Source organism: Pauljensenia sp. UMB6358 (assembly GCF_030216865.1).
Taxonomy (GTDB): Bacteria; Actinomycetota; Actinomycetes; order Actinomycetales; family Actinomycetaceae; genus Pauljensenia; species Pauljensenia turicensis_A.
Map to the genome: position 1 here is coordinate 16628 of NZ_JASOMS010000004.1, position 15282 is coordinate 31909.

The 15282-nt window shown below is 56.5% G+C and carries 14 protein-coding genes and 1 tRNA gene; 9 read left to right on the plus strand and 6 right to left on the minus strand.

The window, feature by feature from the left end; genetic code table 11:
- Positions 1-57 precede the first annotated feature (57 nt).
- Complete coding sequence (locus QP381_RS09625) at positions 58-246, plus strand: toxin (RefSeq protein WP_179370335.1); 189 nt, start codon at positions 58-60, stop codon at positions 244-246.
- A 157-nt stretch (positions 247-403) separates the two neighbouring features.
- Here QP381_RS09625 and mscL read toward each other — a convergent pair whose 3' ends face one another.
- From mscL to QP381_RS03950, 3 genes are all read right to left on the minus strand, one after another.
- Positions 404-799 (minus strand): large conductance mechanosensitive channel protein MscL, encoded by a 396-nt coding sequence (gene mscL, locus QP381_RS03940; protein ID WP_006680861.1) that lies wholly within the window; start codon positions 797-799, stop codon positions 404-406.
- Between the two features lie 26 nt (positions 800-825).
- Positions 826-1446, minus strand: coding sequence for an SAF domain-containing protein (locus QP381_RS03945; protein WP_179370183.1), 621 nt, complete (start codon positions 1444-1446; stop codon positions 826-828).
- Positions 1447-1514: 68 nt separating this feature from the next.
- Positions 1515-2237 (minus strand): 5-formyltetrahydrofolate cyclo-ligase, encoded by a 723-nt coding sequence (locus QP381_RS03950; protein WP_179370184.1) that lies wholly within the window; start codon positions 2235-2237, stop codon positions 1515-1517.
- A 35-nt stretch (positions 2238-2272) separates the two neighbouring features.
- Between QP381_RS03950 and QP381_RS03955 the strand changes: the two genes are divergently transcribed.
- The 8 genes from QP381_RS03955 to QP381_RS03990 all read left to right on the plus strand — a co-directional run bounded on the left by QP381_RS03955 (position 2273) and on the right by QP381_RS03990 (position 9943).
- On the plus strand, positions 2273-2677 hold the full coding sequence (locus tag QP381_RS03955) for a hypothetical protein (RefSeq protein ID WP_285067885.1): 405 nt from the start codon (positions 2273-2275) through the stop codon (positions 2675-2677).
- A complete protein-coding gene (locus QP381_RS03960) occupies positions 2677-3906 on the plus strand; it encodes a molybdopterin molybdotransferase MoeA (protein ID WP_103632090.1) in 1230 nt (409 codons plus the stop codon). The genes QP381_RS03955 and QP381_RS03960 overlap by 1 nt, the downstream gene beginning before the upstream one ends.
- 106 nt (positions 3907-4012) lie before the next feature.
- Positions 4013-4762: a GNAT family N-acetyltransferase gene (locus QP381_RS03965; RefSeq protein WP_006680866.1), complete on the plus strand. Its 750-nt coding sequence runs from the start codon at positions 4013-4015 to the stop codon at positions 4760-4762.
- A gap of 209 nt (positions 4763-4971) precedes the next feature.
- On the plus strand, positions 4972-6081 hold the full coding sequence (locus tag QP381_RS03970; protein WP_006680867.1) for a hypothetical protein: 1110 nt from the start codon (positions 4972-4974) through the stop codon (positions 6079-6081).
- A gap of 213 nt (positions 6082-6294) precedes the next feature.
- Positions 6295-6370, plus strand: a tRNA-Ala gene (locus tag QP381_RS03975).
- Positions 6371-6950: 580 nt separating this feature from the next.
- Positions 6951-7964 (plus strand): hypothetical protein, encoded by a 1014-nt coding sequence (locus QP381_RS03980; protein WP_285067890.1) that lies wholly within the window; start codon positions 6951-6953, stop codon positions 7962-7964.
- Positions 7858-8802 (plus strand): site-specific tyrosine recombinase/integron integrase, encoded by a 945-nt coding sequence (gene xerA, locus QP381_RS03985; RefSeq protein ID WP_285067988.1) that lies wholly within the window; start codon positions 7858-7860, stop codon positions 8800-8802. Before QP381_RS03980 ends, xerA begins: the two co-directional genes overlap by 107 nt.
- 10 nt (positions 8803-8812) lie before the next feature.
- Positions 8813-9943: a restriction endonuclease subunit S gene (locus QP381_RS03990; protein WP_285067891.1), complete on the plus strand. Its 1131-nt coding sequence runs from the start codon at positions 8813-8815 to the stop codon at positions 9941-9943.
- On the opposite strand, the gene QP381_RS03995 is transcribed toward QP381_RS03990, so the two are convergent.
- The 3 genes from QP381_RS03995 to QP381_RS04005 are packed head-to-tail and all read right to left on the minus strand — an operon-like array spanning position 9901 to position 15282.
- On the minus strand, positions 9901-10467 hold the full coding sequence (locus QP381_RS03995) for a restriction endonuclease subunit S (protein WP_181002099.1): 567 nt from the start codon (positions 10465-10467) through the stop codon (positions 9901-9903). The two genes, QP381_RS03990 and QP381_RS03995, sit on opposite strands and share 43 nt — an antisense overlap.
- The gene (locus tag QP381_RS04000) at positions 10460-12088 is read right to left on the minus strand and encodes an HsdM family class I SAM-dependent methyltransferase (protein ID WP_285067893.1); all 1629 of its coding nucleotides are present in this window, start codon (positions 12086-12088) and stop codon (positions 10460-10462) included. Before QP381_RS04000 ends, QP381_RS03995 begins: the two co-directional genes overlap by 8 nt.
- Before the next feature lie 17 nt (positions 12089-12105).
- Positions 12106-15282 (minus strand): type I restriction endonuclease subunit R, encoded by a 3177-nt coding sequence (locus QP381_RS04005; protein WP_219810891.1) that lies wholly within the window; start codon positions 15280-15282, stop codon positions 12106-12108.

Below are 15282 nucleotides of genomic sequence, written 5' to 3' on the forward strand. Positions count from 1 at the left end.
CAGAGAGCGACTGTCGATCAGAGTGCGCCTGTTGAGCGTACGAAGAAGCGTCGTCGCGTGGCGACTTTCGTGTCTGACGTGGATCGTAAGTTGATTGCTCACGGGGTCGCGCCATCGTGGGAGGATCGCGTTCGCCCCGACGATCGCAGGGCAGGTTCGTTCGCGGATTCACCGGATCGTGGGGATGGGGCGAATGATCGTCGTCTGCTGGACAACGTTCCGCCTCATGCCCAAGCGCGCGCTTAGGTGCTCTCCGTTTTCTCCTATTGAAAAGGCTTCTCCCGCCACTTCATCGCCTGTCCTTTCAACAAGGGCGGAGTAGGGAGCTTATATCCGTACATAGCAAAAGTGGCTCCGTCCCTGTAGGGATGGAGCCACTTGAACGCGTGTAAGGAACTGAGTCTCAGTTCTTGTTCGCCAACAGGTCGCGGATCTCGGTGAGGAGCTGTTCTTCGGTGGAGGGAGCTGCCGGTGCTTCTTCTACAGCTTCTTCCTTCTTAGCGGTTGCGGCCTTGATCTTGTTCATCGGAGCAACGATCGCGAAGTAAACAGCAATTGCGACGAGGAGGAAGTTCACAACAGCGGTGATGATGGTGCCCGGCCGAATCGGGTCAGAGCCGTTGATCGTGAACTGGAGGACGGAGTCGAAGTTCGGCTGACCGATGACAGCGCCGATGATGTCCATGATGACGTCGGTGATAGCGGTGACGATGGGGGTGAAGGCTGCGCCGATGATGACGGCGACTGCGAGGTCAAGAGCGTTGCCCTTGGAGATGAATTCCTTGAATCCCTGGATCATTGTGATCTCCTGATTGAAGTGTCCCGCTAGCCATGTGATGTAGCCAAAGCGAGGCCAAGCGTATGTGTCCCGGCGTGGCCGAGAACGGTGTCGGTTACTGCTTCGTCAACGATGATGTCGAGACGAGCAGTAGCAGACGATCCCCATTGGGATGCGTCGGTTACTGACACTGAGGATATAAGTGCTTGATTAGTCAATAAAGATGCTGAACAGGTGTTTACGTCACAGTTGTCAGGAAAACCCCATAAAACCACGGAATCTCCGGCCTCAAGTGGGGGGACTTGTGTTCTATCTAATATGACAGAAATCAGGTTTTGTCCGGGTTTTAAAGTTCGTCCTAACGCTGATCCTGCCATGACGCTTTCCGAGAGGATTGTGCCTTTCGTGGCTGGCTCTCCTGTCCAAGTAGCGGGTAATACGTCGGTCGAGGTAATGGCGTCGGCGGGAACGAGCCGTTCTGGGACCTCGATTGACGTGACCGTCGAAGAGTCGATGGCGTCCCCGCGTTCAATGTCGGTGGCGAGGATCAGCACTTGATGTCCGCCAGAATGAGGGAGCAAGGTCAAAGCGATTGCTCCGATGGTGAACACGAAGATGATGGCGAGTCCAAGCCTGCGGATCGCCGTGAACGAAATGCGTCTGGTCATGCCTCAAGTAAAAGCACGCAGTCGCAGCCTCGCACCTGAGCGAAACGGAAACTGTGGATAAGTGGCACTTAGCGCGAATTGTGGATAAGTCGCGTGTAACCGCTGGGAGTCAGTACCCCGTTCACCCGCTGATCGTGAGGCTCAACGGGCAGATAATCGCGAGGATCGGAGAAAAACTCATTGTCGAAGACTACGGCGATAATCGGAACACCAGGCCGAGCGTGCTCGAGCGCCCGGTCGTACCATCCGCCACCCTGCCCAAGACGGACTCCTCGCGCATCCACAGCCAGTGCGGGTACAATGATCAGGTCGGCTTTCGCCAATTCGTCGGCGCTCTCTATATGCGTAGGAGTAAACCGCGGGCCAGTAGACACAATAGATTCCAGCTTCGCCTCCATTGGCCCTGCCGCCTGCGGGCGCGAATCCACGTACGTCCAGGCCACGCCAATGGCTGCCTTCCCATCTGGGTCGACGAGGCCGGGAATCAAACACCACTCACACGCTTGAAGTAGCCCGGCAGTGTCAGGTTCGCTGGGGCTTGAAATGAAGAGAGCGGGAAGAAAACTCGCGCCCTGAGCAGGGGGAGAGGACACGGAGGTAAGCGCGGTCTCGTCAACTGGCGCAGTGGATACAGAGGCGGAAGAAAACCCGAAATCTGCCAGCACCTCGGGCCACAACGCTGCCAGCTGAGCGCGTTCACGCGCACGCTGATCGGCGGAAGTGCAGACCCGACGCTGACTCCGTTGTGTGCGGATTCTCGCGCGAATGAGGGCTTTGTCCTCGTGTATCACTCGGTTTTGCTCCTGCTCGAACTAGGGTGGAGAGCATGATCGAGCAGCATGAGACTGTCACCCACGCGGTTGTTCCCGCCGCGGGACGCGGTACCCGTTTCCTGCCGATCACACAGTCTGTTCCAAAAGAAATGCTACCGAACGTCGGGCGCCCAGCGATCGACGGACGATACATGTGTGACCCCATCGTTGTCGACGCACTCACACACATCACTCCAGGAGCCGGCGGCGAATACCAGCTGACCGACGCATGTGCCCAGCTCATCGCCACGCCGCGCGAAAACGGTGGCGGACTGTACGGTGTCAAAATCGACGAACCCCGATACGACACCGGCGACAAACTCGGCTACCTTAGAGCCACCATCGCCTTTGCGCTCACCGACCCAGACATGGGGCCGGCACTGCGTGAATATCTGAACACCCAACCGAATGAGGCCTGATGCGAAGCGTTGCAGAGTTCTACCAAGACTGTCTTTCAGCCGTAGCCCAGCAGCCACCACTGGACGTGCAACTCGCGGACGCAGTGTCCTGCGTTCTTGCCGAGGACGTTGAAGCTCCCTTCGATCTTCCGGTCGCTGACCTTGCGGCCCGCGACGGCTACGCGGTGCGTTCCGAAGACCTTGCCGGCGCTCGCCCCGACAACGAACTCTCCCTGCGCGTCACCGAAGAAATCCGCGCGGGCGACGTGAACCCCGCAGCACTGGTGCCCGGAACCGCGATTCGTATCGCCTCTGGTGCCCCGATGCCGGCCGGTGCCGATTCGGTGATCGCCCTTGAATTCACTGACCACGGCATGGCGCAAGTCAACGTTCGAACCCAGCCAGCAGTCGGCGAAAATATTCGCCGAAAGGCAGAAGACGTTGAAGAAGGCGAAATTGTCCTGCGAAAGGGAACCCGCGTTGGTGCCCGCCAGGTCGCGTTGCTTGCAGGTGTGGGTCGCTCGCGCGTGTACGTTCACCCGCGTCCTCGCGTCGTCATCCTGTCCATCGGCGACGAAATTGTTGAACCCGGCGAAAAAGCGCGTCCTGGCACTGTCTTTGACGCAAACGGTCACGCCCTCTCAACGGCTATCGCCGATGCGGGGGCTCAGACCTTCCGCGTTGCCGCGGTCCCAGACGAACGCCACGTCCTGAGCGAAACCATCGAAGACCAGCTTGTTCGCGCAGACCTGATCCTGACCACCGGCGGTATCTCGCACGGTTCAGGCGATACGGTCCGCGAGGTCCTGTCCACGCTGGGCACCGTTCGTTTCGACAACATTGCCGCGTGGCCGGGACACATCCTCGGCGTCGGAACTGTCGGGGGCGACGACAACGGTGAGGGTGGAACCCCGATCTTCTGTCTTCCCGGCGACCCGGTCTCTGCCCAGGTCTGTTTCGAAGTCTTTGTTCGCCCAGCACTTCGTCATATGCAGGGCTGGACCCAGCTGACTCGACCCTCCGTGAAGGCTGCCGTCGACCGCTCTTGGTACTCACCGCGAGGCCGTCGCGAATTCGTTCGTGTCCGCCTAGTCGGCGACCCCAAGACCGGTTACCAAGCGAAGGTCATGGGTGCTCCCGCATCGCTCCTGCTCAGTGCGCTCGCGGAATCCAACGCGCTTGCCATTGTCCCTGAAAGCACAACTAACGTGCGTACGGGTGACATGTTGCAGTGCTTGGTTCTTGAGTGATTCTTAGACCCGCTCGCTGCTACCTGCTAGTGATCAGCCGTTACCTACTGTCTTCCGGTCGCTAGCTTCAGCCCGACCAGTCGTCGACTACGTAGAGGACCAGATCATGTTTGGACACTTCATCCGGATCTGGGGCAGAACTCTTGGTGAACTGAGCCTTGAGGTCCGCGACCCAGTCGGTGAAGGGTTCATGCACGGGCGAGCGGCCTCGTCGATGACGAAATCGGTGGAGCACGAAGGTAGTGCGAAACCCAAGAAAGAGCAGGCGGAACTGCACCCGAAATTGCTACGAATTCGCCCTGCTTACGCCGGCGCTCACACGGCGATCGACCGAGTACGACGCGAGAACGCCGATTGGCTACAGCCCTGGGACGCAACCCTGCCACCGAACACGTACGGCAACGCAGGCCAGACGCTTGGCGAATATACGCGCACCATCGACAGGGCTCAACGCGCGGGGCGGGCGCTGGTGATGAAGCTTGAAATCGGCGGCGAGATTGCCGGACAGTTCTCGCTGACCAACGTGACGCACGGGGCGATGTCATCGGGGATGCTCGGCTACTGGCTGGCGGAAAAATGGGCTGGACGAGGGCTGGCAACATTCACCTGCGCGGCGATCATCGACCTGGTTATCGGCGAACTGGGACTCCACAGGATCGAGGTTGTGATCCGACCCGAGAACCGCGCATCGCTGGGAGTTGCTCGCAAGCTCGGTCTACACCGTGAAGGCCTGCGACCGCGCTACATGTACATCGACGGCGCGTGGGCGGACCATGAAGCGTTTTCGATCGACACGGAGTCTCTGCCGGCCGGTGGATTAGTGAAGAAAATTTACGGTCACGCGATCAGCCAGTAGGAGTCGCGTACGAGGTCTCGACCGGTGGTGTTGCCTGGTTTTCGTGTGGGCTGAACGCGCAGTCTTCAGGCGGGCTGAGGGGCAGGCGTAGCGTGGCTGGTGGGGCTGATGTTGCGATTGTTGCACGTGTGAAAGTGGCTTTGAGCAGGAAACACAACACGCGCCCACCCCACCATTCAAACGCACTTGAAAACCCATAGCGTTGTCCCGTGGAGTTTGGCGGAATCATCATCATTGCAACGGTAGTGACACTACTGGGGCTGATTCCCCTGCTCGCTGCCCGACAAAAAGCGAAAACTTTCAGCCGTGAAAGTGACCGTTTCTCAACGGGCATGAAGCTCCTCAACAATAATGAAAGCAACCGCCAAACCTGCGGTCGATCTACCGGGCAGTTGCTCGGTGTTCGTCGCACAATTACGCAAAGGGCAACGATCGCCATGGCAGATCAAGCTGCAATGAATGCGAAGATTCGTATCGAGCACCGCGCAAATAAAGCCGTGCGTGAGATTGCTAAGCTTCGTGCGCGTCGTGCTGCGCGCCTCGCCGCTGAAGCGGCTGCAGGTCGCCGTCGCCTTGGAGTCAGCGCCACCTGCGCTGGTCTGAGCGGACTGGTCGCCATCGTCTGTGCCGCGCTTTCGGCGTCTTTCCTCTGGACTCTGATCCCCGCAGCTCTGCTTGTCATGTCCCTAGTTGCCTCGCGCATGGCGGCAATTCGTTCCGACAAAGCAAACGAAGCTGAGCTCGAATTGCTTGAAAACCTGCGCAACGCAGCCTCGGCTCGAGGAGTCCGCAAGGAAGAATCCGCACCCGCCCCGAAGGCGCAAAAGGACGACCTCTTCGCCGGTATCACCGCAGATCGTTCCACGTCTCGCGCGACGGTCTCCCCTGCATCGCAAGCACTTGAAAAAGTCGAGCTGGACGCATCCGCTTCTACCTCGCTCGCCGAATCCGGTGACACCAACGTGATCGAGATGCCCAATGCGTCCGCCGATGCGGTCAGCGGTGAAACTCAGACGGACCTCGTCAATGCTGAAGACGAAGCCGAAGAACTCGCACTGACCGGCACCGCCGTTGAGCGTCGCACATGGACCGTCAACCCGATCCCCGCGCCACGATACGCAACGCGCGGTCGCGTCAGCGGTCGTTCGGTCCACATTGACACCGACATCCGCGGAATCCCGAAGGTTGGCGTGGCCGTGCCGGCTCGCCCGATCGCAGCAACTGTCGCCGAGAACGCCATGACCACCGAACAGGTTGTCGCAGACCAGGCTGTTGCGCTTGACTTGGACGCCGTGCTGGATGCTCGTCGCGCGCAGTAACTGACACCCGTGCTGACGCTCTGACTTTTTTGGACAGGCTCACCCGAACCTTTTGGACAGGCTCACCCGAACACCGGGTGAGCCTCTGTTCACTATGTGCGCTTCTCTACGCGCGTTCGAAGGTCGAAGTGTTTGAGATCGGTGCCTCGTTCCTGAGTCTTCGTTTTCCGTTTTTCATCGCTGCCCGTTGGGTGCTATGCTAAACGGGCACCTGGGGCTATGGCGCAGTTGGTAGCGCGTCTCGTTCGCAATGAGAAGGTCAGGGGTTCGAATCCCCTTAGCTCCACCATTAGGACGCTCATTTTGATACAAAAGTGTGAGTGCGAACAGAACCCCTTGGGTTCCGAGTTTTACTAGGTAAAACAAGGAATTCGAGGGGTTTGTTGTGCTTCTGGTGTGACCTGGGGCGGGCATGGAAGCGGGTACTTGGGCGCGTTTTAGGTGCTTCGATCGGATCGCGAATGACACTCTAAGGGGTAGTGCCAAAAAGTGTGGCTTGCGCCGAAAAGTATGAGTGCCGCCGAAAGGTGTCGGATAGACAGAGAAGTGCGGGACCCATCGGCGTGCTGGTTCCCGTAGCTTTGAGGCTATGGGAAAGAGTGGATGCGGCTATTGATACGTGACTGCGGTGTGTCGGAGCATGTGCTTACTGCTTGATTTGGCGCGATAGCACCGCGAAGTCGGACTTCGCCAGGGGATCTCCATTCTGATCCGATGAGTCGATGCAGCACCGAACCTTGTGCCGTCGTTCGGTCAACCCGTCACTGAAGGTGTGCACGCACCCACGGAGGTGGATGCGCGGTGACTCCGTCAAAAGGTTGAGTGTGGCGTCGAATTGTTCTTCGTGGCGCGCGTTGTCTGCTGGGCAGATGCTCGTGCAGGCGACGCAAAACGATAATTTACAGGTCATGTTGCAGACGCTCTACGGGTACTGGTTCTTGCAATTCGACTTCCCGGACGAGAACGGCAGGCCGTACCGATCTTCCGGCGGACGAATGGCCTGGAACGACCAGCTCAAACGCGAGATCCCTTTAGACTGGCGAGTCGGAGCTAACGAAGAACTCTTCGACGGAATCCGCACCGGACTCAACCCACGTCAGAACTTCAACCTCCGAACTCAAGGAATCGCTTATCTAACAGTGAAGAACTTGACGAAGGATGGCGGTCTGGACTTTACCTCATGCGACTACATCGACGAGGAAGCGATGGCTAAGGTGCGCCGCCGCTCCGATCTGCGGGTTGGAGACATTCTCTTCGCGAGCATCGCACCGCTTCGGCGATGCTTTCTGATCTACGAGGAACCACGAGACTGGGAGATCAACGAATCTGTTTTCTCGATCAGACCGCGACGCGGTGTTACGACGCCTGAGTATGTCTACTGCCATCTCATGAGCGATGCTTTCGTGAAACAGGCCGAACAGAGTTCAACGGGAAGCATATTCAAGGGCATCCGTCACGAAACCCTGAAAGGCATGATGACGGTCATTCCACCCGAGACCATTGCGCAATCATACGCATCCGCAGTCTCTCCGATTATGAGAATGCGCAACGACAATCTGGAAGAGAACAGGAAGCTACAGGAACTACGCGACTGGCTGCTGCCGTTGCTGATGAACGGTCAGGCGACGGTGGCGAGTTCAGATAAATTATCGTTTGCAGCTAGGTGCTCCCATCGGCGGCGGGGCTACCCAAGCCGGGAGCAGCCGCCGACCTGCGTTCTCCCCATAGACGGAGGACGACATGAAGCAACAACTCATCTCGGACGTTCTGCAAGGCATGCTCAACGTGCTCGACAACGCCCAGCTCAAGCAGCTCGAATCCACCCTGCATCGCGTGACCGAAGGCTACGAAGTGCAGGCAGGCCAACGGAAGCAAGCCAATGATGATGGTCTGCTGGCCACCTTCATCGCCGCGAAACGCTTGGAAGGCTGTTCAGAGAAGACGCTCATCTACTACGAGCGCACGATCGCAGCGATGCTTGACGGCACGGCGATCTCAGCGACCAGGATACGAACCGAGGATTTACGCACCTACTTGACCACGTATCAGCAGGAACGTGGCTCAAGTCAGATCACCATCGACAACATACGGCGTATCCTCTCCAGCTTCTTTGCATGGCTCGAAGATGAAGACCACATCGTAAAGAGCCCCGTTCGACGCATCCACAAGGTCAAAGCAGTCATCCGGGTCAAGGAGATATACACCGATGAGGAACTCGAAACGATGCGCGACCGATGCCCAACAGTGCGTGACCTTGCGATGATAGATATGCTGGCGTCCACCGGCATGCGCGTGGGTGAGTTGGTCAAACTGAACAGGGCAGACATCGACTTCGGGGAACGGGAGTGCGTTGTGCAGGGCAAAGGGAACAAGGAACGAGTCGCCTACTTCGACGCCCGAACCAAGATTCACCTGGGCAATTACCTCGACCGACGCGACGACGATGACCCCGCACTGTTCGTCGGCTTGTACGCGCCACACCGGCGGCTCAGCATTGGCGCAATCGAAGCAAGGTTGAGACAATTGGGGGAAGCGCTGAACATTGAGAAAGTTCACCCGCACAAGTTCCGCAGGACGCTCGCGACGAAGGCCATCGACAAGGGCATGCCGGTTGAACAGCTGCAGCACCTGCTTGGGCATAAACGTATCGACACCACGCTGCAGTATGCGATGGTAAGGCAGACGAACGTGAAGAACGCCCACAGGCGATACATCGGATAGGAAAGCTGGCATGTGGAAAGCAACGACCCTCGGAGAAGTTGCAGAGATCATTACTGGCCCTTTCGGAAGTGCGCTCCACAAATCTGACTATAAACCCTCCGGAACCGCCGTCTTGATGCCGCAAAATATCGGCAACCGAACCGTTGACTACCAAGACATCGCGAGAATTGGCGAAGAGGATACAGAACGTCTTAGTCGATATCGCGTGACGCAGGATGACATCATCTATGCACGAAGAGGTGACGTTGAGAAACACGCCTTTGTGACCGCCAACGATACAGACATGATTTGCGGTACGGGTTGCATGCGTATCCGCGTGTCCTCGCCTGAGGTTATGCCCAAGTTCGCGTCCTTTTACCTGAACCGCCCAGAGACTCGACAATGGGTAGTCCAACATGCTGTTGGCTCCAACATGCCGAACTTGAACTCTGGAATCGTCTCGGCGATTCCACTTTCCTACCCGCCAAAAGACGAGCAAGAAGCCATTGTCGACCTCCTTGACTCGTTAGATGTAGCGATCGCCACAAACGTTCAGGTAAACGATAATTTACAGGCGATGGCGCTGTCGCAGTTCATGCACCAGTTCTTCCGCAAGGATCCGAACGGCGAACTGTCTGATGTGTTGATCGAGCTACCAAAGTCTCAAGTGCAGGTGAGAGATGCGAAGGATATAGCCGGTCGCTACCCGTTCTTCACGAGCGGCGCTTCGGTCTTGCGTTGGGATGAGCCGCTGGCCGGTGGTCGCAACCTACTACTGAATACTGGTGGCAATGCAGACGTGAAGTTCTACGTAGGCGAGATGGCCTACTCCACGGACACTTGGGCTATCACCGCTCGCGATGACCTCGCGGACTATGCATATTTGCTGTTGCAGGCGATTTCGCCGGAACTTGACCAGAAGTACTTCCTGGGCACCGGTCTGCGCCACTTGCAAAAGCCGCTGTTGAAGAAGCGCCCGATCTACATACCGTCAGACGCTGAACTGAATGTGTTCAATGCCGTTGCAGTACCCGCAATGACGATGATCTCAGAGAACTTGCGGGAAAATCGACAGCTGCAGGAGTTACGCGACTGGCTACTGCCGATGCTGATGAACGGTCAAGCGACGGTGGCCAGTTCAGATAAATTATCGTTTACCTGATTGTTCACATTGATCTGTTCCTCAATGTTGAACAGGAAGTCACCTATTGACTCTTGAGCGGACTCAGAGGGAACCCACACCGTCACCCCGTAAATCTTTTCGGGGGATGTGTTGCGTTGGCTTGTTCCAGATGCAGTAGCTTCAATCTGCTGTCTGACTAAGCCTGTCGACAACAGGTAATGCAGATAGCGCTTGCTAACGCCAGACTTGGGCACGATCTTGCCTACGCGTTGGTTCAGAACGAAATGGAATTCGTCAGTCTGAGGTATGAAGGCAGAGTTTCCAAACAGCCCGACCGCTTGCTCGGTGAGCGGCAAGATCAGATCACCTGCCTCAAGGATGAATCGATGCGGGAATTCATCTGGATAATAGTTAGCTCTACTGGGATTGAACTTGAAGTTGTTGTCTTCACTGATGTTCCCGAGAGTGCAGAGCACATACTTGCCATTTTTCACGTATCTGGAACTTTTGAAGGCATACCCTTGCTCTATTGAAAACAAGTCTTTGAGTGTTGTCTTACGCAAAGTCAACCCCTCGCAGTCCCGTCATGATTTCGTCTTGCAGGCTCGCGCTCTTTGAGAAGAGGTTTTGGAGCGTGGCTTGGTATTCGGCCATTTGGGCTTGGAACTCTTCGGGGGTAAGGTCGACGTACTCGATCTTGACGTCGAAGTACTGGCCTGCTGCGAGGGAGTAGTTCTTTTCTTTGATGTCGTCGTAGCTGACGATTACGGAGAAGTCGTCCACAGCTTCTTGTTTGGTGAATGTCTCGACGATCTGATCGATCTCCTCTGCGCGGAGGCGACGCTTTTGGATGTTGCCTTCTTTGTAGAGTTCACCGAGTTTGGATGCATCAATCAAGGTGACGTTGTCACTGTTACCCGATTTGTCGAAGAATAGTACGGAGACGTTGGTGCCGGTGTTGGCGAACACGTTCGATGGCATGCTGACTGCGCCGTAGACGATGCGGTCGTCGATCAGGTGGTGCAACACGTTCTTCTCGACGCCGGTTTTGGCGGTCAGGAAACCTGTGGGTACGACGATTGCGCCTTTGCCCTCCGATTTGAGGGAGTTGATGACGTGCTGGATGAACAGCGGATAGATCGCCATCTTGTCTTTGTTCTTTGCGGGAACCTTCGGCACTCCGCCCCAGAAACGTTCAGGCATCGCGGACAGTCTCTCTTGGGTGTCCGAGAAGTCCATTTTGAAGGGTGGGTTCGACACCACGTAGTCGAACTGTCGCAGCTCGGATCCGTCGTCGCTCTTGTGATACGGCTGGGTGAGCGTGTCGCCCTGAACCGCGTGATCCAGTGACGAGACCAACGAGTTGAGGATGAGGTTCAGCTTGAGCATCTTGTTGCTGCGCTGGGAGATGTCCTGGGCGAAGATCGTGCATCGGTCTTCACCGATTGCGTGGCTGAGCGCCATGAGGAGCGTTCCGGTTCCGGCTGACGGGTCGTAGCACTCGACGTTGTAGAGGTCGTGTTCGTCTCCAACGAGTAGCCTGGCCATGATGGTGGCGATGGCGTGTGGAGTGTAGTACTCGGCGTACTTGCCTCCACCGGCGGTGTTGTAGTCCTTGATCAGGTATTCGAACACTGCGGCGAAGAAGTCGTAGTGCTCTTTGAAAGAATCCTCGAACGAGAAGTTCACCAGCTTATCTATAAGCGCTCTGGCGAACGCCGCGCGTTGTGCATCATCGGTGACGTAGACGGTGAGTCGCTCAAACAAGGGGATCTTGGTGCGTTCAGTGGTTTGGGTCGAGAAGATTTCGATGTTGTCATTTGCGATGTCCAGCATGATTGCGTCGAAGATCGCGTCGAACTCGCCCTTGGCTTGCTGGTTCCACAGGTTCGCGATGAGGTGTTCAGGCTTCAGACGTGGCACGTCAGGGGAGAGCAGATCAAGCAGATCGAGACGGTCGTCCTCGCTCATTTGGGCGTAGGCAACTTCCCACTGGTCAGCATCTGCAAGCGCGGGGCTGAGCTTCTTGATCTCGTAGCCGAACTTGTCATTGAGAAACTTGTACAAGAACACCTGTGTGATGATCTTGTACTCATTGCCGTCGTTACCCAGACCGTACGTTTGACAGGTCGCCTTGAGGGCGTCGATGAGTTCAGCGGTATCCCTCTTGATGTCTTGGCTCACGAAGTTTGATCCTTTCATCATGCAATCGTGTGTGCGCCGGTGTACTGGTCGCGGTATTGGCGGGTGATGCGTTCTTGCATGAACGTCTTGTCGGCTCGGGTGCCGTTGAGGTTGAGTTCTGCTAGACCTAGAGCCAGAGTCCGCATCACGACCTGGGAGAAGTACCCATCGGTTCTCAGAATGTCGGCTCGCTCGTAGATCTTGTAGTCAATCTCGTTCTTCACGACAGTTAGGAACTCGACGAGTTCCTCGTCATATTCAAACCCCATAGGTGGCTGCCCTGACCTGCGGCGCTGCTCACCCTCCTCCCGAATGCGTTTGTGAACGCGCACAAACTTCGGGTCGCCGTTGTATCGACGCAGCAAGGCATTGTTGCGACGCTTGATCTCGATGAGGCGATCCATGACCTGGTCGAGGGCACGGTCTTCCTCGTCGAAAGCGCTCATCGAGTCGATGACGAAGCCACGTTCTTTGAACCGGTGCATGAAGGCGTCGCGGAGGGTAACGAACTCCGGGTCTTCTTGGTCGATATTCGCTGTGAACTCGTGGATCGCGCGCCTCCACTTCGCTTGGAACTTGTCGCCTGCACCGGCGAGTATGTTCAGTTCCTCTTCGTTCTTTAGCCGGAACTTGAACTCAATGTCGAGCATCGCCTCGTTGATGACCCGTCGGGTTTCATCGGTGCTAGTGAACGCTTCTTTCTGGTTGAGGATACCGATGGCGTTCTCAACTTCGGAGAGCAGGGAAGGGAGCTTCTCAATGTTCATTCGCTCCATCGTGGCCTTGAGATCATCGTCGCCGAAGGTGCGCGCGAGGTTCATGCCTTCACGGATTGACTGCAAGGCCTTCCGGAGTTCAACGAGTGTCTCTTTCTCGTCGATCCCTGCGATCTGGCGGCTGAATTCTTCAGCGTTATCGAGATCGTAAGTGAAGAGGATGTTCCTGGCCTCGCGTACTTGAGCGACGAGCGCAGCGGGATCCTCAATTACTTGTTCAATCGCGGCGCGCCCGTCCTCTCCCGTTTCGTCCGGGTCGTTGAACTTGTTGAGTTCTTTGAGGTAGGCCGCGTTGGTTTCGTCAAAGTTCTGCTTGATGTCTGCGAAGTCCACTACGTACCCGTACTTGTGGTCTTTGTAGGGGCGGTTGACGCGCGTCAGCGCTTGGAGCAGGTTGTGGTCTTTGAGCTTTCGACCGAGGTACAGACGTTTGAGCCGGGGTGCGTCGAACCCGGTGAGAAGCATGTTGAAGACGATCAAGATGTCTACGGTGTAGTTCTTCTTGAAGTCTTTGATGATCTGCTTTTGAGTGTCCTTGTCATCGCTGTCGAACAGGATCAGTCCAGCACGTAGTTTCGACGGGTTGCTACTCGTTGCGTTGAGTTCGGCTTGGATTTCATCGAAGTACGCGGCGAGATTCCGAGCTTGTTGGCTGGTCTCGCAGATCACCATGCCGCCAAGGCTGTCGTCACCGTTGATCGTGCGGAAACGCTTGAAGTCGGTGATGACGTAACGGAGCAGTTCTTTGACGTAGTGCTCGTGTTCGACGATTTCCTTCTTGCTGACCTCTTTCTTGAGTACCAGATGGTCGAGGCTGTCGTAGATCTCAGAGAGCTTGTCCCGGTAGGCGGTCTCGATGTCCTCGCGGATGATCTTGAGGGTGTAGCCGTCTTGGATTGACTTGTCGTAGTAGTAGGTGTGCAGGTAGTCACCGAAGACTTTCCAGGATGCGCGCTCATCTTTGAGTAGCGGCGTGCCAGTGAGCGCGATCTTGACCGAGTTGGGGTCAGATTCGAGCATGTTTGCCAGGAAGCTACCTTTCGGGTTGTAGCCTCGGTGCGCCTCATCGATGATGAACACTCGTTGCAGGTTCGTCGCATAGGCGGATGCGTCGATCTTGGTTTTGTCCTCGTCGAACCGTTGGATGTTCACAACGGTCACTTCGCGCCGTCCCGAGTCGCCCTCGAGTGATTGATTCGTGCGGAACTGTTCCATCAGTTCCGCACGTGAGTTCGCGGTCTTAACTTCCAAGCCGCGCGCCTCGAACTCTTGCGATGCTTGCTCCAGAAGGTCGAGGCGGTCAACGATGAAGTAGAACTTTGCCACTTTGTTATGCGCCGCGTAATAGTCGGTCAGCACGTTGTTCAAGTAGAAGGACAACGCTGTCTTGCCACTACCTTGCGTATGCCAGATGACCCCAGAAGCTACACCCTCGTCCAGTCGTTGACGTACCGCCAAGGATGCGAACAACTGTTGGTAGCGCATGATGTGCTTTTGATCGGTGGATTCGATCTTTCCGTCAATCTCACGGTCGATTCGCACGTAGGCGATCCCGTACTTGATAAGGAACAGCAGCCGCTCTGGGGACACCATCGAAGTGAGCACCCGGTTCGTTGGTGTGTTCTCTTTCAGATTTGTGGCGTACTCAGGGGTGGTGCGAATGACTTGAACGTTGTAGTCAGCCAAGATCTGTCGCTCGACGTTGTCATCGACCTTTGCGTAGGGGAACTGGGCGTGAAAAGGTGCCTCGGCTGACCCCGCTGGGTTGTCTTCACGGAAGGTAGAGAACTTCGTGTTGCCGCGCGCGCCCGTGCAGTAGAAGACGCCCTGGATAGGTGTGATGCCTCCCTCCGCGTCGTACTCCATGTTGTTGGAGAAAATCATCAACTGCGTGATGTTGATAAATCGGCGGAACTTGCGATTCGGGAAACGCCCACGGTTCATGCGCGTGCTCTCCGCAACCATGCCGCCCCGATTGTTTGGCTTCTTCACCTCCACAAAAGACAGAGGGAGACCATTCACAAAAAGGGTGATGTCCGGGCGGAACTCGTCCTGCCCGTTCTTGCACGTGAACTCAGCAGTGAAATGAAACGTGTTGTTCGCGGGGTTGTCGAAGTCAACCAACTTCACTGGGCTTGAACTGACCAGACGGTTGTAGAAGCTTCGACCCAGGTCGTCGTTATCGAGTTCCTGCCGGATGCTACGAAGCACCTCGTCGGCGCAGCCGGCATGCTCGGGGTTGAGCTTCTCGAACTGAGACTTAAATACTTCGAGGAGGATGTTCGTATCCGAGTCATAGACGGTTCCGGCCATGTCCTCGGTGAGCTTCCCGAAGTAGGTGTACCCCAGCCTGGTCAGATGAACCATTGCTGGCATCTGCACCCTGGTCGCCTCATCAAAAGTCCGCATTCGTGCCAT